This is a genomic window from Kitasatospora sp. NPDC093102 (assembly GCF_040683915.1).
Classification (GTDB): Bacteria; Actinomycetota; Actinomycetes; order Streptomycetales; family Streptomycetaceae; genus Kitasatospora.
The window spans coordinates 201,440-220,949 of record NZ_JBFBFA010000009.1 but is presented as its reverse complement, the minus strand read 5'-3'; the positions used below and the strand labels follow the sequence as shown (position 1 = coordinate 220,949).

Below are 19,510 nucleotides of genomic sequence, written 5' to 3'. Positions count from 1 at the left end.
CGATGGGCCGAGAATGGACGGGGGCGGTGGGAAGCGGTTCAACTCGCCACCGGCAGAGCGGTGTCGACGGGGATCCGGGCGGGCAGGGAGCGTGCGTAGCAGAGCACGAGCCGGTGGAGCCGGTACTGCGGAACCCCGTTCGTCCCTCCGGACGGTTCCGCGGGATCCATGAGCGAGGCGTCGGCCAGCTGCTCCAGCAGGTCCTCGGCCAGGACGACGGGAAGTTCCAGTACGGCGGCGGCGGTCGCGGCCGAGAAGGAGCGCTCGCCCAGCGCGGAGCACAGGCGCAGGTCGTCCTCCGCCACGCCGGCCAGCCGCAGCCAGGAGCGCAGGGAGCGGGACATGTCCAGGCCGCCGAAGCGCAGTTCGCGCAGCCGGTTCGCCGGGGCGGCGAGCAGGCCGGCCAGCAGTGCCGGCGACCAGTGGGGGCGGGCGGCGAGCCGGGCGCCCGCCGTCCGCAGGGCGAGCGGGACGCCGCCGCAGTACGCGACGATCTGCCGGGCGGCCGCCAGGTCCTCGGCGACCCGCCCGACACCCACGGCGGCGGCCAGCAGGGCCAGGCTGTCGTCGTCGCCGAGCGGTTCGACGACGGTGGTGTGCGGGCCGATGGCGGCGGCGAGGTGCGCGTGACCGATCACGAGGACCGCGGGCTCCTCACCGCCGGGGAGGAGCGCGGCGAGCTGCTCCGTGCCGGACACGTTGTCCAGCACGACCAGCAGCTTCCGTCCGGCGGTACGGGCGCGGTAGCGGCGCACCAGCTCGTCGAGACCGGGCCGGAGCGCCACGGGGGGCGTCCCCCCGCCGTACGTGCTGTCGCCGTACGCCCGGTCGCCCGCCGCCGTCTCCTCACCGAGGGCGCGCAGCAGCCGCACCAGGACCTCACGCGGATCCCGGGCGGTGCCGTTCTCGTCCGCGAGGTCCACGTACAGCTGCCCGTCGGGGAAGTGATACCTGCTGGTGTGCGCGGCGCGCAGGGCGAGGGCCGTCTTGCCGACTCCGCCCATGCCGGTGATCAGGCCGCGCCGGACCAGGCTTCCGGGGGTCAACAGCGCCTGTAACGAGGCCAGTTCCCGCTGCCGTCCGACGAACGTGGCGGTGTCCGCAGGCAGTGTCGACGGCGCCACCGGCCCTGTGGGGGCGGGCTCCCGAGGGGCGCGGGTGACCGACTCGGCCGGGGCGGTGTCGAGCGAACCGTTGAGCACGGCCTGGTAGGTCCCGGTGAGTTCGGCACCCGGGTCGACCCCGAGCTCGTCGGCCAGGACATGGCGGCCCTCGTGGAAGACGCGCAGGGCGTCCGCCTGGCGGCCGGACCTGCAGAGCGCGGTCATCAGCTGCGCGCGCATCCGCTCCCGCAGGGGGAAGTCGCCGACGAGACGGACGAGTTCGGCGGTGAGGTGCTGGTGATGGCCCAGTGCGAGGCCGGCCTCCACGCGGTTCTCCAGCGCGGCCGCCCTGACCTCCTCCCAGTGTGATTCCTCCTGCTCGACCAGGAGGTCCGTGGTGTTGGCCAGCGCCGGACCGCGCCACAGGCCGAGCGCCCGGTCCAGCAGGGCCCCCGCCTCCTCGTAGCGGTGCGCCTGGAGCGCGGCGCGGCTCTCACGTTCCAGCCGCTCGAACTCGACGGCGTCGATGAGGCTGTCGCCGGTCTCGATGGCGTAGCCGGGCGCCCGCCGGACGATGGCGACCTCGGGTTCGAGGAGTTTGCGCAACCGGGAGACGTAGGTGTAGATCTGCGCGTTCATCGTGGTGGGCGGGTAGGCGCCCCACAGCAGCCAACTCAGCCGGGCGTCCGGAACCACCCTTCCGCGGGCGATCAGCAACGCCGCGAGCAGCGTCCGCATCTTGGTCCCGGACAGCCCGATGGGCTTGCCGTTGCGTCTGGCTTCGACGGGACCGAGCAGGCTGAACTCCATGGTTCCCCCCGTTGGCTGGTGTCTGTACGCCTATCCTGCCGGGGGTGGGTGTCGTCCCGCTTTCGATCCGATTTCGCCGTCGTCGGCCGTCATCGTTCCCGGGTGCGCAGGATGCCGGACGCCTCTGCCGGCGGCCCCGGGAGCCGGACGGCGTCGAGGTTCTTGCCGCCGTCATACTTTGGCGCCGACAACGGAGTTCGAACGGAAGTGCCGGAGCGTCGCGCCGACAGCAAGAACCGCTACGCGGTGCTGTACCGGGTGGGTGACGCCAAGAAGCCCGAGACGCGCCGGGCGCGGATCGAGAAGTTCGTCGCGATGCTGGCCGAGGGCGAGAAGATCCACCCCCGACGGAGCCGGTGTCATGGTCCCGGTGCTCCTCGCCTCCGCCATTCGCCCCTGACCCTCTCACCCCCTGTCTGCCCGGCACCGCGCCCTGCCCCAGGGCGCGGTGCCGGGCTCTCGCGGCAGCGGCGCCCGGGAGCATGGGGAGGCGCGGGGCCGGAGGTGCGAATCCCGTCGTCCGGGCCGCGTTTTCGCAGGTCATAGGCCGTTTCCGCAGTGATGCGGGGGCGGCCTTCCGCACGTTCCCGGTGGTCGGGCGGGGTCGCCGGGCGGGACGGCCGCTCGGCAGTTTCCCGATGAGGTGAGGAGGTGAGTGCTTCCCAGGGCTACCGCCCTCGGCGGACCCGGTGCACTGGCGAGGAGGGGGAACCCGTCCCAGAATGGGGGTGAGCCGCAGCGAGGGAACTCACTGCGACTCTCCGGCCTCTCGCGCGTCTCTCACGGACTGGGTGTCACGGGACCGCACAGAGCACGAGGCCGGATGTGACAGGCCCTGACCTGCGGCTTCTGGACTGAGTGGACGGACCGTCGCTCCCTTTCGACCCCGCTGGGGGTCAAGGGGTCGCAGGTTCGGGGTCCTGTCGTCGAGCAACACAGCAGCCGAGCCCCCGAGGTCTCGGCTGCTGGTCCTGCCGACGCGGACACCGGGCCCGCGGGCCGGCCGTGGGTCTCAACGGCGCTTGCCCCCGAAGCGCAGCTTCCACGGGGCGAGGGCGGATTCGAGCTGAACTCCCAGGCTCATCTTCGACACGCCCTGCTCGCGTTCCTCGAAGCGGATCGGCACTTCGAGGATGGTGAAACCCCGCGTGACCGCGCGGTGGTTCATCTCGACCTGGAAGGAATACCCGTTGCTGTGCACGGAGTTCAGGTCGATCGCGCGCAGGGTCTCGGCCCGCCATGCCTTGAATCCGGCGGTGGCGTCCTTCAGACGCAACCCCAGGATCGCGTTGACGTAGATGTTGGCCCAGGCCGACAGGGCCCTGCGCGACCAGGGCCAGTCGGAGGCGGTCGAGCCGCCGGCCACGTAACGCGAGCCGATCACGGCGGCGGCGTCCTTCGTCAGCAGCGCATCGACCATGGCCGGGATCGCCGGGGCGGGGTGCGAGAGGTCGGCGTCCATCTGGATCACGATGTCGGCGCCCTCGTCCAGCGCACGGGTCATTCCGGCCACGTAGGCGCGGCCGAGTCCGTCCTTGGCGACGCGGTGCAGCACGCCGACGGTGTCCGGCGCGTCGGCGGCGAGTTTGTCGGCGACCTCGCCGGTGCCGTCGGGTGAGTTGTCGTCGACCACGAGCAGGTGCAGGTTCGGCACCGGCAGGTCCGCGAGCAGACCGGCCAGTACCGGCAGGTTGTCCCGCTCGTTGTAGGTCGGCACGACGACGACGGTCTTCGGGGATGCGACGGCCATCGGCAGCTCCTCGGTCGGGAAACGGTTCAGGGGCCGGTCACCGGGCGCTCGTGGCCCGCCGCACGGTTCGTTCGCGCGAGAGGGCGGGCCGGAACGCTCCGGAAGAATTCGAGGATCTGCCGGTTCACCTCCTCCGGCTGCTCCAGGTAGCCGTAGTGACCCGCGCGGTGGACCAGCCGGTGGGCGGCGCCGGGGATGGCACGTGCCACCTCGGCGACCAGGTGCGGGGGCGTGATCAGGTCGTCGGCGAAGCCGATGACCAGACACGGCGTGGTGATCGCGGCGTAGGCCGCGAGGCGACCGGGGTCCGGCTTGATGGCGAGCTGATGGCGCAGTCCGGGGCCGGCGGACAGCGACTGCTCGAACACCGGCAGCCAGTTGGACACCTCGAGGTCGTCGTCGAGCGTGTGCGGGGACAGGTTCTGCATCGCCTGCACGGCCGCGTGGTACCCGCGCGGCAGCGTGATGCCGGAGTCCAGCAGCTCCAGCTCGGCCCGGTCGGCGGCCGCGCGCAGCTCGTCGTCGCGGCCGCGGGTGGCCATCAGGACGGCGGCGGTGGCCAGGTCGGGCCGGGTCAGCAGCAGCTCCTGCACCACGTGCGCGCCGAGCGAGGTCCCCACCAGGCGGCACGGCCCGGCGTCCAGGTGCTCGATGAGCCCCGCCAGGTCGGCCGCGAGGTCGCCGACCGTGAAGCCCGCCGTGCCGGGGTCGCTGGGGGGCACGCCCCGGGAGTCGTACGTGATCACCCGATAGCCGGCCTCGGTGAGCGCCGGTACCTGGTGCAGGTGCCACGCCCGGCCGCGACCGCCCGCGCCCATGACCAGGACGACCGGCTCCGCGCCTTCCCGGCCGCCGGGTGCGAGGTCGTCGTAGTGCAGCCGTGCCCCGCGGACGGTCGCGACGCCCATCAGCGTGCGGCCATGCGGTCGGCCAGGCTCTTCGGGCGCATGTCGGTCCAGTGCTCCTCGACGTACGCGAGGCAGGTCCCGCGGTCCGCGTCGGCCAGCGCGACCGACCACCCCTCGGGAACGGCGGCGAACGCGGGCCAGAGCGAATGCTGACCCTCGTCGTTGACCAGCACCTTGTAGGCCGTGTCAGGGTCCTCGAACGGATTTGTCATCGTGTGCTCCTTCGGGGGACGGGTTTCAGGCGAGCGCCTGGCCGGAGACGAGCGTCTCGGCGTATCCGAAGACGTGGCCGCGCCCGACCTCGACCGGCCGCAGCGAGGCGAAGTCCTCGTCGAGCGCGTCGAAGATCTCCAGGGTCGCGTCGCCCGACCACACCTCCGAGAACTCGACCCCGGTGACGGTCGAGGTCACCAGCCCGAGGTCGGGCTCCTCACCGTCGATCCACTGCGGCTGGACCCGGCTGTGCACCAGCGGCACGGTGTGCAGCGCCGGCGGCTCGGCGGCCGGGGCGGTCACGCTCACCGAGGCCTGGGCGATCCGGCGGCCGCCCGTCGAGGCGGTGCCGTGGTACGTGCCCGCGGCGGAGCCCAGGGGGCCCGCCTTGCCGACGCGCATCGGCCGGGTCTGGTGCACCTCGCCGAACTGCTTCGGCATTCCCTGCACCCAGCCGCGCAGCAGCGGCACGGGCTGGTCGACCCAGGCGTACGGGCACCGGGCCAGGCGGCGGCCGCGGTACTCGCAGCCGAGCAGGATCAGGAACTCGCTGAACTGGCTGGCACCCGGTTCGGCCAGCTCGGTGCCCGGCTCCGAGCACCACTGCCAGTGCGCGAAGACCGCGGCGGCCTGCCCCGGATCGGCGCCGAGGTCGAGCTCGGGCGGGAGGAACCGCGCCGCCGCCTCCGGATCCACGCGGTAGTCGACCATGACGACCTCGCCGGAGAAGTGCCACGGCGGAGGAGTCAGCGTGGCCGAGGTGCCGGACGGGGACAGCGGAAGGCTGTAGCCGCGCAGGCTGCTGACGACGGAACTGGTCATCGAAGGGTTTCCTCGTTTCTCCAGGCGGCGGCGAGCCGCGCGGCCGCCTCCGCCAGACGGTCGGGCGGGTTGAAGCTGTAGGCGAGCCGCACGTGTGTGCCGGGCGTGCTGCCGTAGCGGGAGCCCGGTGCCACCGCGACGCCCGCCCGGTCGGCGGCGGCGAGCAACGACGCCTCGCTGCGCCGCGGGTCGAAGGTCAGCCAGACGAAGAAGCCGCCGGCCGGACGGTCGATGGTCACCGACTCGCCGAGGCCGGCCCGCAGGGCGGCCACGAGCGTCTCGCGCCGCAGCCGGAGCTGGTCCCGCAGCCACGCCAGGCGCCGGTCGTAGCGGCCGTCCCCCATCAGCATGGCCACGGCCAGCGAGGTCAGGTGGTTGAGTGATCCGCCGCTGACCAGCTGTCCGCGGCTGGTCAGCGTCTCGACCAGGTCCGGTTCGGCCTCCAGCCAGCCCAGTCGGAGGCCCGGCCCGAGTGTCTTGGCGAACGACCCGAGCCGGATCACGCCCCGTCGGCCGGCCAGTGCGGCGAGCGAGGGCGGCGGGGCGGTGCGGTCCAGGCTCAGTTCCGTGTACGCGTCGTCCTCCACGATGGGCACGCCGTGCCGGGCGGCGACCGCGAGCAGCTGTCGGCGCCGCGATGTGCCCGCGACCGTGCCGGTCGGGTTGTGGAAGGTCGGCGTCAGGTAGACGAACGCCACGTCGTCGCCCTGGGACAGGGTCCGGTCCAGCGCCTGTGGCCGTACGCCCTCACCGTCGGCGTCCACCTCGTGCAGGCGCAGACCATGGTCGGTCATGATGCTCCGGCCCAGGTCGTAGGACGTACGCTCGACCACGACGGACCGGCCGGGCCGGCCCAGGACGGTGCACAGCAGGGTCAGTGCCTGCGAGGTGCCGGCGGTGACCATGACCTCGTCGGCCGTGCAGCCGTGCCGGGCGGCCACCAGGGCGCGCAGCGGCTCGGCCCCGGCGTTGGCGCCGTAACTGAGCGCCGCGGGGCCGAACTCGGTGAGGGCCTCCGCGTAGAGCGGAAGCACCTCGTCGACCGGCAGCAGGCTCGGTTCGAGGTAGCCGGGCCCCAGGTCGATGACGCCGGGCGGGGAGACGGCCTGCACCACCCCCGCACGCCACCAACGGGCGTGCGGGAGCGGCGAGACCGTCGTGTTCGGTGGAACCATCAGCCCTGCAGCCCCGGGGTGTCGAGCAGGGCGGCGCGCAGCACCCGGGCGCCCGCGAGCAGGGTGGACGGGTTCCGGGACAGCGCGATGCGCAGCATCCGGTCGCCCTCCTCCGGCCGCGCCCAGTGGAACTTCTGGCAGGGCAGCACGTAGAGGTTCTGCGAGCTGACCGCCGACCAGACGTCCAGTGCCAGCCGCGAGCCGACGTGCACGCGCTCCACGCTGGTGCGGGCATCCTCGTCGATGAAGCTGATGTCGGGCACGTCCGCGAGCTCGGCGCGCACCAGGGCCCGGTTCTCGGCGATCGTGCGCTGAAGGTCGGCGAGGCCGCCGTCCGCCCCGTCGTCCGCGAACCGCTTCACCATGAGCATGATCAGCGGCGAGGTGCCGAGCAGGATGTCCGAGTGGATCTTCTCGATCGGCAGGTCCACGTTCTCCGAGCGGACCAGCCAGCCGATCTTGAGTTCGAGCGTGGGCCAGAGCTTGCCGGTGTCCTCGATGACCACCCAGCGGCAGCCGCTCGCGTCGAGGATGGCGTAGTGGTCGAACTGCGCGGCGGGGTCGAAGCCGCGGAACGAGGTGTCCAGGGCCAGCACCACGTTGTGCTCGGCGCACTGCTCGGCGAGCCTGGTCAGGCGCTCCGCGGTCATCACCCGGCCGGTGGGGTTGTTCGGCGTGGTGATGAAGACGCAGCCGACCTGCTGGAGCAGCTCCGCCGGCAGGTCGTCGTCGTGGGCCTGCTCCTCCTCGACCGGGATCAGCCGAAGGCCGACCCCGCGCAGGATGTCGGGGATGTTGTCGAACGTGGGGTGGAGCAGCGCCACCGCGTCGGACGTGGTGACCAGCGAGCGGGCCAGGATCTCCATCGCCAGCGAGGAGGAGTAGCACGGCAGCGTCCGCCCGGCGGCGAACGGGTGGCTGTGCTGGCCGAGCATGCCGAAGAACGAGTCGGCGGTCTCCTGCTCGATCTCGGCCACCGGGCGCAGGACGGCCTCGGCCCACAGTTCCGGCAGCTCGGCGATGACCTTGGCCTGCGCAGGCGTGAGCTGCTGCCGGGCGTGCCCGTCGGCGAGGTTCATCGAGCTGTTCAGGGCGAGCGTCTCGAATTGGGTCAGGTTCTCCGCGGAGACCGTCGACGGAATTCTGTTCACAAGCACCTCTCATATGAGTGTGTGGCGAAGTGTGCTTGGAGCCACGGCGGTTGCCGGGACTCACCGGCGCACGGGCGCCGGGATAGGAATCGAATTGACCCTCTGTCAGCAGAAGGCGAACCGGGTGAGCAATTGCTCGACATCGTCGACAAGGTCACCGGAAGGCAATCCGGACTTTCCGACGAAGCGTTTGAGGTAGCCGGCACCCTCGGTGCCGCCGGACCCGGGGGTGTCCGGCAGGTAGCGGCGGCCGAATCCGTAGTGCCGGCCGCGCCAGACGTGCAGCGGCGCTTCGCTCGCGGCGAACGCCTCGCGCACGTCGGGGTCGTGGGCGCCGCCCGCGGCGTCCCGCAGGGACGTGAACTCGCGGAGCAGCGGGTCGTTGATCGGGGCCAGGTGTTCGAAGCGCCGGTAGGTGTCGATCTTCCGTTCGTCGTAGCCGTACACCACCAGCTCCATCAGGTGGTAGTTGAGCGACTGGACCGCGCTGGCGCTCCCGGTCGCGTCCCGGAAGCCCATGAAGAGCTCCGGGGTCAGTGTCCGCAGTGCGTGGAAGACCACGTTCAGCAGCTCGGCCGCCCAGGTGAGCTGGCCCATCCGCAGGACGTACTCGTCGCGGTCGCGGCCGACGGCCTCGGTCGCGCGGCGTGCGGTCCAGCGGATGAGGAAGAAGCCGATCTCGCAGGCCTGCACGGCGCGCATGAAGATGTGCTCGTCGTGCTTGTCCGACCGGCGGAACCCCGAACAGCGGTTGACCACCGTCAGGTCGTGGACCAGCGTGTCGTCGTGGTCGGCGAGCCGGACCAGCTCGGTGCTCGCCATGGTGCGGTCCGGGCCGACGGGGGACCGGTCCAGGTGGTCGAGCACGGCCTCCAGGCGGCGCACGCGCTCCGCGCCCTCCTCGACCGTGGTCTCGTGCAGCCCGGCCTCACGCACCTCCAGCGCGATCAGGTCGGTCACGAGCACGTGCAGCAGCATCAGGCCCGCCTCGTACGCGTCCTCCCGCCGGGCGAAGTACCAGCCGGCCACGTGCAGCCCGGTGTAGCGGTAGTACTCGGGGATGTCGAGGCGCCGGCTGAACGGCCGGGTCAGCAGCCGCAGGATCTCGTTCTCGTCGGTGACCGGCCCGGCCACGGCCTCGTCGTGGCGCTCGGACAGCCGGAGGATCTCCTCGTCGGGCAGCTCGGCGAGGGGCGTGGCGTGCAGCCAGCCGGCCAGCTCGGCGCAGGCTGCGGGCAGTTCCCGGGAGCGGGCCGGGGCGAGGGCTCTGGAGGAGCTCATCTCTCGGTCGCTCTCTCGGTCTCTCTCCCGGCGCGCAGGCCGATGACCAGGTGCTTGTCGCCGCTGGAGCGCCGGACCGTGCCGTCCGTGAAGCCGGCCTGACGCAGCAGGTCCAGGTACTCGGCCGCGGTACGGTGCCGGCCCTCGGTCTCGACGTGCATGGAGAGGTTCATGACGGCCGTGGCGAGCGGGCCGCCGCGGTCGTCGTCGAAGAGCCGCTCCATGATCAGGACCCGGCCGCCGGGCAGGCACGCGTCGTGCGCCTTGCGCAGCAGCGTCACGCAGGTCTCGTCGTCCCAGTCGGACAGGATGTAGCCGAAGGCGAAGCAGTCGCCCGCCGGCAGCGGGTCGTGGAAGAAGTCGCCGGCCGCGAAGTCCAGCCGGTCGCCGAGCCCGTGCTCGGTGGCCCGTGCGGCCAGGTGCGGGCCGACCTGGGGAAGGTCGAACACGGTCGAGCGCAGTTGTGGGAAGGCCTGCAGGGCGGCCACCGAGAAGGGCCCGCTCGCTCCGCCGACGTCGATCAGCTGCCGGGAGTCGCCCAGGTCGGCCAGGGCGGCGAGCTCGTGCGAGACGTGGTGGCTGAGGCCCCACATCGCCTTCAGGAAGCGGCCCACCGACTCGTCGTCACGGTAGATGGACTCGAACGGGGCCGGCGTGTCCCGGTCGGTCTCGGCCTTGCCCTTGTGCAGGTAGCCGTTCAGCCGTCCGAACTGGTCGGCGGTGTCGCCGATCAGGTGGTCGACGAATCCCATCAGGTAGCGGGGGTCGTCGCGGTCGACGTAGGGCCGGACGTCCGCCGCGAGTGCGTAGTGCCCGCCGTCGGCGTCGAGGACGCCGAAGGAGGACAGCACCAGCAGGAGCCGTTCGAGGGTGTCCTCGTCGACGGCCAGGGCGGCCGCGATCTTCCCGGCGCTGTCGCCGCCGTGCCGGGTCAGGTGCGCGAAGACACCGTGCCGGTCCGCGACGTGCAGAGCGTGGGTGGCGTACATTCCGTAGACGGCGTGTTCCAGATCCGCAGGAATCATTGTTTTCGCTGCCCATCGATGCAGGGGGGATTGTCAAGCGCTGTCGGTGCGGAAATTCTCGACGCGGCCGCCGATATTTCCGGGCCGTGGCAGGCCCATTGCCCGGTGCGCTGGAAAGCCCCCGGGACGTCGAGAAGTATTTCGGCGTGCGCGACGGACCGGCCATCTTGTTGACCGCAGAGTGAAACCCGCAGTTCGGAGCCGCTTTCCGGGTCCCGCGCCCCGGGTCGTGGTTCACGATCCGTCGGCTGCCGGTCGCCCAGCGGGTACGGCTGGGGCCCGGCGCCCGGGTGGGGGCCTGCGGGTTCCCCGGTCGTGGGTGGGCAGGGATCGGTCGGTGGCGGCGGGCGGGTGCCGTCGGGCCGGCCGTGCGAGTCGGCCGTGCCGGACGACCCGGCGGCGCGGGCGCAGATCACCTGGCGGACCTGCGCGGTGACGGGGCATCAGCCGCAGATGGGTGTGTGGACGTCGTGTGGAGGCGGGCCCGCGGATGTTCCAGGACCGGGTTCGCGCCTCCGTCGCCCCCGTGCGGGCCGCGGGTGGCGCCCCGGGCCTCGGCGGTTTGTGGCCGGACCGCTCCTGCACGGCGGCCCGGGCCGCGCGGGTGTCGCCGACGCGGCGGGGTCGGTGCCGTGAACGGGCGCCGAACGTTCGATTCATACCGGGCGTCGAGATCCGGCCGTGCGGCCGACCGGGGGGAGCCCGTCCCGAAAGGGGAAGTGCAGGTGGGAGCCGTTATTCGAGCTCCGTCGGAGCGCGGCTAAAAATCGTTTTTCCGCCAGAGTCGGGTTGATCGACGAGTGTGTCGGACGGTACGGTTCCCGCAAAAGGGGGAAGGGTGTGAAGTGAGTAGCGGATATGCTCTCTTGTTGGAATCCGTGACGAAGACCTACGGTTCCGGTCGCAATGTGGTCACCGCCTTGGACGACGTGACGATAGGTGTGCGGCGCGGGACATTCGTCGCGATCATGGGTCCCTCGGGCTCGGGTAAGAGCACGTTCCTGCACTGTTCGGCGGGTCTCGACCAACCCACGAAGGGCGGCGTGACCCTCGGGGACACCCGTCTGGCCGGCCTGGACGAGGAGCAGCTCACCGAGATCCGGCGGGAACGGGTCGGGTTCGTCTTCCAGGCGTACAACCTGCTCGACTCGCTCACCATCGCCGACAACGTGGGCCTGCCGTTCCGGCTGGCCGGCGAACCGGTTCCGATGGACCGGGTGAGCGCCGAGCTGGCGAACGTCGGGCTCGCCGACATGGGAGACCGCTACCCGGGGCAGCTCTCCGGCGGTCAGCGGCAGCGGGTGGCCATCGCCCGCGCCCTCATCACGGAACCCGACGTGATCTTCGCCGACGAGCCGACGGGCGCGCTCGACACGCGCACCGGCAAGCAGGTCCTGCAACTGCTGCGGGGGGTCGTCGACCGGACCGGCCAGACCGTGGTGATGGTGACCCACGACCCGGTCGCCGCCTCGCACGCGGACTCGGTGACCTTCCTGGCCGACGGCCGGCTGGCCGGCGAACTCGTCCGGCCGACGCCGGACCAGGTGGCCGACCGGATGACCAGGCTGGGTGAGTGGTGAGCCGGAAGAACGGGGCCAAGGCGGCTGATCCGCCGGCGGGCGTCAAGGCCAAGAAGAAGGTCAAGACGCTCTCGCGCGAGAACCTCTCGCTGGCCTGGAGCACGATCCGCGGCCGCAAGGGCGGCTTCGCGGCGGTGCTGATCGCCGTCGCGGTCGGCTCCGCCGTGATCACCGCCTGCGGCGCGCTGCTGGAGACCGGTCTCAGCTCGGGAGTCCCGGCCGAGCGGTACCACAAGGCGGCCGTCGTCGTCGGCGGCTACCAGGCCATGCCCGTCGACGGCGATTCGGACCCGCGGCTCTCCGAGCGGGTCCGGCTGCCCGCCGACACGGTCGCCAAGGTCGCCGCGGTCAAGGGCGTCGAATCCGCGGTCGCGGACACCAGCGTCCGGATGACCGTCCTGAAGAAGGACTCCGTCCTCGACGGCCCGCCCGTGTACGGGCACGGCTGGTCCGCCTCGGTGCTGGCACCGTTCACGCTGCGCTCGGGCTCCCAGCCGCAAGCGGCCGACGACGTCGTGCTCGACAGCGACCTCGCCAACCGGGCCGGCGTCGGCGCCGGGGACACGGTCACGCTGGTGGCCGGGTCGAAGCCGGAGTCGTACCACGTCAGCGGCGTCGCCGAGCCCGGGGTCTCGTTCGACCGGCAGTCCGCGGTCTTCTTCACCGACGACCAGGCGGCGCGGCTCTACGACCTGCCCGGCAAGATCGACGCCGTCGGCGTGCTGGCCGCGAACGGGACCGACGCGGGCGACCTCGCCGACCGGATCAAGAAGGCCGTGCCCGGGGTGGAGACCTACACCGGCGACGACCGCAGCGATGTCGAGACGCTCGACGTCGGGCAGTCGCGGTCCTTCGTCATCGAGGTGGCCAGCGCCTTCGGCGCCACCATGATCATGCTCGTGGTCATCGTGGTCTCCGGCACGCTGGCCCTGCAGGTGCAGCAGCGCCGCCGCGAGCTGGCCCTTTTGCGCGCCGTCGGTGCCACCCCGCGGCAGGTGCTGCGGATGATCGGCGGCGAGGCCGTGCTCGTCGGCGGGATCGGCGCCGTGCTCGGCGCCCTCCCCGGCATCCTGCTCGCCCTGCTGCTGCACTCCGTGTTCACGTCGGCCGGCGTGCTGCCGGCCGGATTCTCCCTGGAGATCACGCCGTTGCCGGTGCTGTTCGCCGTGCTGGTCTGCGTCCTCGCGGCCCGGGTCGGCGGCTGGCTCGCGGCCCGGCGGGCCGCGAAGGTCAGTGCCGTCGAGGCGCTCGGCGACGTGGCCGTGGAGTCGAAGAAGCTCGGCTGGGTCCGGCTCACGCTCGGCCTGCTGCTCGTGCCCGGCGGCCTGGCCGTCGCGGTCGTGCTGCCGATCGTGCTGCCCGGCGAGTCGGCCATCGAAGGCGCCGCCAGCTCCGCGCTGCTCCTGGTGATCGCCGTCGGCCTGCTCGGACCGAAGCTGTTCGGCGGCATCGCGGCGCTGCTCGGCCGCCGCCCGGGCGGCGTCACCCGGTTCCTCGCGATCGCCAACTCCCGGGCCCGGGCCCGCCGGCTCAGCGCCGCCACCACCCCGCTGATCATGGGTGTGACCATGGCGTCCGCCCAGCTCTTCGGCGCCACGACGCTCGCCGCGACCGCGCAGGACCAGCTGGTCGACGGTGTGATCGCCGACCACGTGGTGACCTCCGACAGCGCGGGGATCTCACCCGGCCTGGTCGACGAGCTCCGAAAGGTCCCCGGCGTCCGCACGGTCGGCCCGGTCGCCCGGACCTCGACGATCCTCACCTGGCCCGATGGCGACGGCATCCAGTACCGGATCAGCTCGGCGCAGGGCGTCGACCCCGCGGCCGTACCGGACACCATGAAGCTGGACGTGCTGCGCGGCGACCTCAGCGGTCTCACCGGCAACACGGTCGCGCTCAGCCGCATCGTCTCCGGCACGGTCGGCGCCGACGTGGGCGGCACCGTCGAGATGCACCTCGGCGACGGCACCGTCGAGAAGGCCAAGGTGGTCGCGGTCTACGAGAACGGGCTCGGCTTCGGCGACATCACGCTGCCCCACGACGTGGTCATCGCGCACACCACCGACCACCTCGACCAGTGGCTGATGGTGAACGCCGACCCGAAGGCGGACCTGAGCGCGGCGCTGAAGCCGTATCCGACGCTGAGCGTGCGCGACGCCGAGGCGGTCACCGTCGCACCGACCGATGCGGGCGCCAGCGGGGTCAGCCTCATGCTCAACGCCGTCCTGCTCGGCTACCTCGCCATCGCCGTCGTCAACACGCTGGTCATGGCGACGATCTCGCGGCGGGGCGAGTTCGCCCTGCTGCGCCTCGTCGGCACCCGTACCAGCCAGGTCCGGTCGATGATGCGCCAGGAGGCGGGCATCATCGCGCTGTGCGCGATCGCCGTCGGCACGATCGCGGCGCTGCCGTCGCTGATCGGGATGAGCTACGCGATCCGGCACTCCGTGTTCCCCTCCATCCCGCCGCTGATGTACCTCGGCATCGTGATCGCGGCCGTGGCGATCGCCTGGCCCGCCGTGATGCTGCCGGCCCGGCTCGCCCTGCGTCCGCCGGCCGTGGAGGCGATCTCGCGGCCCGAGTGACGTACGACCGCTGGTAGCAGGTGAGGCGTGGCTTCGGCCACGCCTCACCTGTTTCGCGCATCCCCACCGGGCCCCACCGAGCGGGCAGTTTCCTCACCGCTCAAGAACGTGGAGCCGGTACCCCTCCGCAGGCCAAGCTCGACCGTCGACTGATCCGCGCGCCACGCGTGTCTCTAGTGGAGGGCCGAGCATGTCCCACGGTTTTGACAACGCACCCGCCGACCCGGAGGGCCGGACGGTCCACCACGTCGTCGCCGCGCACGCCCGGCGGGATCCCGACGCGCCCGCGGTCGTCGATGCCGACAGGACCCTCACGTACGGCGAGCTGGACGAGTGCGCCAACCACCTGGCCCACCTCCTCGTCACCGCCGGGGTGACCGCCGAGTCGCGGGTCGGCATGCTGATGGGCCGCTCGGGCCACTCGCCGGAGACCGTCGTCGCCATGCTCGCCGTGCTCAAGGCGGGCGGCGTCTACGTGCCGATGCACGAGAGCTACCCCGACGACCGGGTCCGCGGGCTGCTCGCCGAGACCGGCGCGGTCGTGCTGATCGCCGACCGGTCGACCGCCGGCCGGGCGGCGACCGCCGGGCCCGCCGTGCTCGTCGTGGACGGCGCGGACACGGGTCGGCGCCCCGACGCCCCGCGGGTGAGCGTCGACGGGGAACAGCTCGCCTACGTCATTCACACCTCGGGCTCGACCGGCCGGCCCAAGGGCGTGTCCATCACCCACCGCAACATCACGGCGCTGGCCCGGGAACCCCACGTCCGCGCCGCTTTCGGCCGGAGCACGCTGTTCAACGCGCCGCTCGCGTTCGACGCCTCCACGTTCGAGATCTGGGTGCCGCTGCTCAACGGAGGCCGCGTCGTCATCGCGCCCGCGGAGCTGACCGCGCCGGGGCTGGCCGGGCTCGTCGCCGAGCACGGCTTCGACGCGGTCTTCCTGACCGCGGCGCTGTTCCGGCTCTTCGCCGAGGAGCAACCCGGCTGTTTCGCGGGGCTGCGCGAGGTGTGGGCCGGCGGCGAAGCCCCGTCGGCGGCCGCCATGGAGCGGGTGCAGCGCGCCTGCCCGGACACCGTGATCGTCAACGGGTACGGCCCGACCGAGTGCACGGTGTTCGCCATCACGCACCGGATGACGCCGGACGACGTGCGCACCCGGGCGGCGGTGATCGGCACGGCCCTGGACGACACCGAGGCGTACGTGCTCGACGAGCGGCTGGGGGTCGTCGGCCCGGGCGGTGTCGGCGAGCTGTACCTGGGCGGCGACGGTACGGGCCGCGGCTACCTCGGACGCCCCGCGCTGACCGCCGAGCGCTTCGTCGCCCACCCGTTCGCACCCGGCGGCCGCCTCTACCGCACCGGCGACCGGGTGCGCCTGACCGAGGACGGGCTCATCGAGTTCCTCGGCCGTACCGACCACCAGGTCAAGATCCGCGGGTTCCGGATCGAACTGGGTGAGATCGAGGCCGCGTTGCGCGACTGCCCCGGCGTCACCGACGCCATCGCGGTGGTGCGGGAGAGCGGCCCGACGCGCAGCATCGTCGCGTACGCGGCGGGGCCGGACCCCCGCGCGGAGCGTGAGCTGCTCGACCGGCTGGCCGAACGCCTGCCGGGCTACATGGTGCCCGCGCGCGTCGTCTGGATGGACCGGCTGCCGATCAACGCGAACGGCAAGGTGGACCGATCCGCGCTGCCCGAGCCCCCGGCCGACGACCAGGAGTACCGCGAGCCGCGCACGGACACCGAGCGTGAGCTCGCCGCGATCTGGGCCGAGACGCTCGGCGTCGAACGGGTCGGCGCGCGGGACGACTTCTTCGCCCTCGGGGGCGACTCCGTGCTGACCATGAAGATCGTCGCGCGGGCGCGGGCCAAGGGCCTCGTGCTGAGCACGACCGACGTCTTCGCCCACCCGACCGTCGAGGCGCTGGCCGGCGCGGCGACGCGGCTCGACGAAGCCCCGGCGGCACGGCACGGGTCGCCGCGTACGGGCAGCTACCCGTTGACCTCCATGCAGAGCGGCATGCTCTTCGAGACCCTCATGCTCGACGACCCGTCGCTGCACCTGCTCCAGCTCGTCGTCCGGCTCGGCGACGTCACCGACCCCGACCGCCTCGGCCGGGTCTGGCAGGAGGCCACGGAACGCCACGCGGTGCTCCGCACCGAGCTGCGCTGGGCCGAGGTCGAGGAGCCCGTGCAGGTCGTCCGGGACGAGGTCACGCTGCCGGTGACCCACCTCGACTGGAGCGCCTTGCCGGAGGCGGAGCACCCCGTGCGGCTGCGGGAGCTGCTCGACGCCGACCGCGCCGCCGGCGTCGACCTCACCCGGGCACCGCTGAGCCGGGTCACGATCGTGCGGCTCGGCCCGGACTCCGTCGAGCTGGTCTGGACGATGCACCACGTGCTCACCGACGGGTGGAGCGCCGCGGAGCTGCTGCAGGACGTGCTCGACGGGTACCGCGGCGAGCCGGTGCGGCCGCGGCCGCCGTTCGAGGACTTCGTCCGCTGGCTCGCGGACCAGGACCTGACCGCCGCCGACGACTACTGGCGCGGCCGGATGGCCGGCTTCACGAGTCCGGTGTCCGTGCCCGGCGACCGGCAGCCGCCGGAGGGCCACCGGCCCACGGCCGGGCGATCGGTGCAGGTGACGGTTCCGGCGCAGACGGCCGCGCGGCTCTCCGCGTGCGCGCGGCGCACCGGGCTGACCCCCAACACCCTGGTCCAGGGGGCGTGGGCGATCCTGCTGGCGCGCCTGAGCGGCGAGACCGACGTCTGCTTCGGCACGAGCATGGCGGTGCGCCCGGCGGAGCTGCCCGGGATCGAGTCGATGGTCGGCATGATGATCAACAGTCAGCCCGTCCGGGTCCGGGTCGGTGACGACGAGCAGACCCTGCCGTGGCTCGCGGAGTTGCAGCGCGAGCAGGCCGCGGCGCGCGAGTTCGCGTACGCCCCGCTGACCCGCGTGCAGTCCTTCGCCGACGTGGCGCCCGGGACCGCGCTGTTCGACACGGCCGTGGTCTTCCAGAACTACCCGTTCGACCGGTCGGTGGTCCGCGCGTTCGACGTCGAGTTCGCCACGGGCTATCCGCTGGCGCTGAGCGTGTTCCCCGGCGAGTCGCTGGTCATGCGGCTGCTCTACGACGAGACGATCTTCGAGCCGGACACCGTGGAGCGGGTCGCCGCGCGACTGATCACGGTGCTGGACAAGCTGGCCGACGGGTCCGCGCCGAGCGTCGGCGACGTGACCGCGCTGACCGCCGCCGAGCGGGAACTCGTCCTCGGCGAGTGGGGCGTGGCCGCTCCCTCCGAGTACTCCATCGAGCGGCGCATGCACCAGCTCATCAGCGAGCGCGCCGCCCGGTGGCCGGACACCGTCGCGATCGAGCGGGGCGACCACCGGCTCACCTACGCGGAAGTCGAGGAGCGCTCCAACCGGCTCGCCCACCACCTGGTCGGCCTCGGCGTCGGGCCGGACGTGCTCGTCGGGGTGTCCGTCGAGCGCGGCCCCGACCTGGTCGTCGGCGTCCTCGGCACGCTCAAGGCCGGCGGCGCGTACGTGCCGATCGACCCCGACTACCCCGCCCAGCGCGCCGCCGCGATCCTCCAGGAGGCGCGCCCGGCGGTCGTGCTCACCCACACCCGCCACGTCGACGTCTTCGCGGGCACGACGACCCCGCTCGTCCTGCTCGACGAGGACTGGCCCGCCATCGCCGCCCGGCCGGCGACCGCCCCGCCCGACCACGGCAGCCCCCGCGACCTCGTGTTCACCGTCTACACCTCGGGCTCGACCGGGAAGCCCAAGGGCACCATGGTCGAGCACCGGTCCATGGTCAACACCATCGAGGCGGTCGTCCCCCTGCACGTGCGCCCCGGCAGCCGGATCTACCAGCTCTCCCCGATGAGCTTCGACGCCGCCTCGCTCGTCCTGTTGAGCACGCTCGCGGGCGGCGCCACGCTGGTCGCTCCCGTGACCGCCGGAACCTACAGCGGCGCCGAACTGATCGAGCAGCTGCGCGAGGCCGACGTCACCGCGGTCACCGGGCCGCCGACCGTCCTGCCGGTGCTCGACCCGGCAGCGCTGCCGAACCTGGAGTCCATCCTGTGCGGCGGCGAGGTCCTCACCCCGGACCTCGCCACCGCGTGGTCGCCCGGCCGCCGCCTGCTCAACGGCTACGGTCCCAGCGAATGCGCGGTCGCCGCGACGCTGTTCGCCGTCGAGCCCGGCGTCCGGTACGACAACGTCCCGATCGGCAGGCCGATCCCCAACACCAGCGTCCACGTCCTCGACGACCGGCTGCGCCCCGTGCCGCCCGGCGTCACGGGAGAGCTCTACCTCGGCGGCGCCGGCGTGGGCCGCGGATACATCGGGCGGCCGGACCTCACCGCGGAGCGCTTCGTGGCCGACCCGTTCGGCGCGCCGGGCGCCCGGCTGTACCGCACCGGCGACCTGGTCCGCTGGAACCCGGACGGCACGCTGGAGTTCGCCGGCCGGGCGGACGACCAGGTCAAGATCCGCGGCTTCCGGGTGGAGCCGCGGGAGGTCGAGAACGTGCTGCTGCGGCACGAGGCGGTGGCCGAGGCCGCGGTCGTCGTCCAGGCCGACGGGGCCGGCAAGCGGCTCGTCGCGTACGTCGTGCCGCGCTCCGGCGAGCCGACCGCGGACGAGCTGCGCGCACACGTCGCCCAGCACGTGCCCGCCTACATGGTTCCGGCCGCCGTGGTGTCGCTGGCGGTGCTGCCGATCAACCGCAACGGCAAGCTCGACCGGGCGGCGCTGCCCGCGGCAGGGCTCCGTCCGGACGAGGACTCGTACGTGGCGCCGGCCAACCCGACCGAGGAGGCCGTCTGCCGGATCTGGGGCGAGGTGCTGGACGTGTCCCGGGTGGGAGCGCACGACAGCTTCTTCGACCTCGGCGGCGACTCGATCAACGCGATCCGTCTGGCCGTCCGCATGCGCACCGCGTTCGACGTGCCGCTCTCCCCGCGGGATCTGTTCGAGCACCGCCACGTGAGAGACCTCGCCGCGGTCGTCCAGCAGCGGATCATCGCGAGCCTGATTGCCGCCTCCGGCGCCGAAGCGCCCGGCCGGATCTGACCTAGGAAGGAATGC

The 19,510-nt window shown here is 72.5% G+C and carries 12 protein-coding genes and 1 pseudogene; 4 read left to right on the top strand and 9 right to left on the bottom strand.

The annotated features are described in order from the left end of the window. Positions 1–38 precede the first annotated feature (38 nt). Complete coding sequence (locus tag AB0O11_RS15900; RefSeq protein ID WP_363386386.1) at positions 39–1,913, bottom strand: BTAD domain-containing putative transcriptional regulator; 1,875 nt, start codon at positions 1,911–1,913, stop codon at positions 39–41. Between the two features lie 225 nt (positions 1,914–2,138). On the opposite strand from AB0O11_RS15900, the pseudogene AB0O11_RS15895 reads away from it, so the two are divergent. Then, a pseudogene (locus AB0O11_RS15895) lies at positions 2,139–2,258 on the top strand (YdeI/OmpD-associated family protein); the annotation flags it as partial. Between the two features lie 667 nt (positions 2,259–2,925). On the opposite strand, the gene AB0O11_RS15890 reads toward AB0O11_RS15895, so the two are convergent. The 8 genes from AB0O11_RS15890 to AB0O11_RS15855 form a co-directional block, all read right to left on the bottom strand. Next, the gene (locus tag AB0O11_RS15890; protein WP_363386384.1) at positions 2,926–3,663 is read right to left on the bottom strand and encodes a polyprenol monophosphomannose synthase; all 738 of its coding nucleotides are present in this window, start codon (positions 3,661–3,663) and stop codon (positions 2,926–2,928) included. A 26-nt stretch (positions 3,664–3,689) separates the two neighbouring features. Then, entirely contained in the window at positions 3,690–4,571 is an 882-nt protein-coding gene (locus AB0O11_RS15885) for an alpha/beta hydrolase (protein WP_363386383.1), read from the bottom strand. Beyond that, positions 4,571–4,783 (bottom strand): MbtH family protein, encoded by a 213-nt coding sequence (locus AB0O11_RS15880; RefSeq protein WP_224273746.1) that lies wholly within the window; start codon positions 4,781–4,783, stop codon positions 4,571–4,573. The genes AB0O11_RS15885 and AB0O11_RS15880 overlap by 1 nt, the downstream gene beginning before the upstream one ends. Before the next feature lie 25 nt (positions 4,784–4,808). Next, positions 4,809–5,606 (bottom strand): enduracididine biosynthesis enzyme MppR, encoded by a 798-nt coding sequence (gene mppR, locus AB0O11_RS15875; protein ID WP_363386381.1) that lies wholly within the window; start codon positions 5,604–5,606, stop codon positions 4,809–4,811. Beyond that, positions 5,603–6,781 (bottom strand): aminotransferase class I/II-fold pyridoxal phosphate-dependent enzyme, encoded by a 1,179-nt coding sequence (locus AB0O11_RS15870; protein ID WP_363386379.1) that lies wholly within the window; start codon positions 6,779–6,781, stop codon positions 5,603–5,605. The genes mppR and AB0O11_RS15870 overlap by 4 nt, the downstream gene beginning before the upstream one ends. After that, positions 6,781–7,932 carry an enduracididine biosynthesis enzyme MppP gene (mppP, locus tag AB0O11_RS15865; protein ID WP_363386378.1) on the bottom strand — a complete coding sequence of 384 codons (1,152 nt, stop codon included), beginning with the start codon at positions 7,930–7,932 and terminating at the stop codon, positions 6,781–6,783. The genes AB0O11_RS15870 and mppP overlap by 1 nt, the downstream gene beginning before the upstream one ends. A 105-nt stretch (positions 7,933–8,037) precedes the next feature. Next, positions 8,038–9,213, bottom strand: coding sequence for a tryptophan 2,3-dioxygenase family protein (locus AB0O11_RS15860; protein WP_363386376.1), 1,176 nt, complete (start codon positions 9,211–9,213; stop codon positions 8,038–8,040). Next, positions 9,210–10,202 (bottom strand): methyltransferase, encoded by a 993-nt coding sequence (locus AB0O11_RS15855; protein ID WP_363386374.1) that lies wholly within the window; start codon positions 10,200–10,202, stop codon positions 9,210–9,212. The genes AB0O11_RS15860 and AB0O11_RS15855 overlap by 4 nt, the downstream gene beginning before the upstream one ends. Positions 10,203–11,083: 881 nt before the next feature. On the opposite strand from AB0O11_RS15855, the gene AB0O11_RS15850 reads away from it, so the two are divergent. From AB0O11_RS15850 to AB0O11_RS15840, 3 genes are all read left to right on the top strand, one after another. Next, the gene (locus AB0O11_RS15850) at positions 11,084–11,818 is read left to right on the top strand and encodes an ABC transporter ATP-binding protein (protein WP_363386372.1); all 735 of its coding nucleotides are present in this window, start codon (positions 11,084–11,086) and stop codon (positions 11,816–11,818) included. Further along, positions 11,812–14,403: an FtsX-like permease family protein gene (locus tag AB0O11_RS15845; protein WP_363386370.1), complete on the top strand. Its 2,592-nt coding sequence runs from the start codon at positions 11,812–11,814 to the stop codon at positions 14,401–14,403. The genes AB0O11_RS15850 and AB0O11_RS15845 overlap by 7 nt, the downstream gene beginning before the upstream one ends. 190 nt (positions 14,404–14,593) lie before the next feature. Continuing rightward, a complete protein-coding gene (locus AB0O11_RS15840) occupies positions 14,594–19,495 on the top strand; it encodes an amino acid adenylation domain-containing protein (protein ID WP_363386368.1) in 4,902 nt (1,633 codons plus the stop codon). Positions 19,496–19,510 lie beyond the last annotated feature (15 nt).

What these genes read in the sequence shown, in the direction of transcription:
- AB0O11_RS15855 (WP_363386374.1), bottom strand. Translation starts at nt 10,202, where the DNA reads ATGTACGCCACCCACGCTCTGCACGTCGCGGACCGGCACGGTGTCTTC.
- AB0O11_RS15840 (WP_363386368.1), top strand. Translation starts at nt 14,594, where the DNA reads ATGTCCCACGGTTTTGACAACGCACCCGCCGACCCGGAGGGCCGGACG.
- AB0O11_RS15890 (WP_363386384.1), bottom strand. Translation starts at nt 3,663, where the DNA reads ATGGCCGTCGCATCCCCGAAGACCGTCGTCGTCGTGCCGACCTACAAC.
- AB0O11_RS15900 (WP_363386386.1), bottom strand. Translation starts at nt 1,913, where the DNA reads ATGGAGTTCAGCCTGCTCGGTCCCGTCGAAGCCAGACGCAACGGCAAG.
- AB0O11_RS15880 (WP_224273746.1), bottom strand. Translation starts at nt 4,783, where the DNA reads ATGACAAATCCGTTCGAGGACCCTGACACGGCCTACAAGGTGCTGGTC.
- AB0O11_RS15860 (WP_363386376.1), bottom strand. Translation starts at nt 9,213, where the DNA reads ATGAGCTCCTCCAGAGCCCTCGCCCCGGCCCGCTCCCGGGAACTGCCC.
- mppR (WP_363386381.1), bottom strand. Translation starts at nt 5,606, where the DNA reads ATGACCAGTTCCGTCGTCAGCAGCCTGCGCGGCTACAGCCTTCCGCTG.
- AB0O11_RS15870 (WP_363386379.1), bottom strand. Translation starts at nt 6,781, where the DNA reads ATGGTTCCACCGAACACGACGGTCTCGCCGCTCCCGCACGCCCGTTGG.
- AB0O11_RS15885 (WP_363386383.1), bottom strand. Translation starts at nt 4,571, where the DNA reads ATGGGCGTCGCGACCGTCCGCGGGGCACGGCTGCACTACGACGACCTC.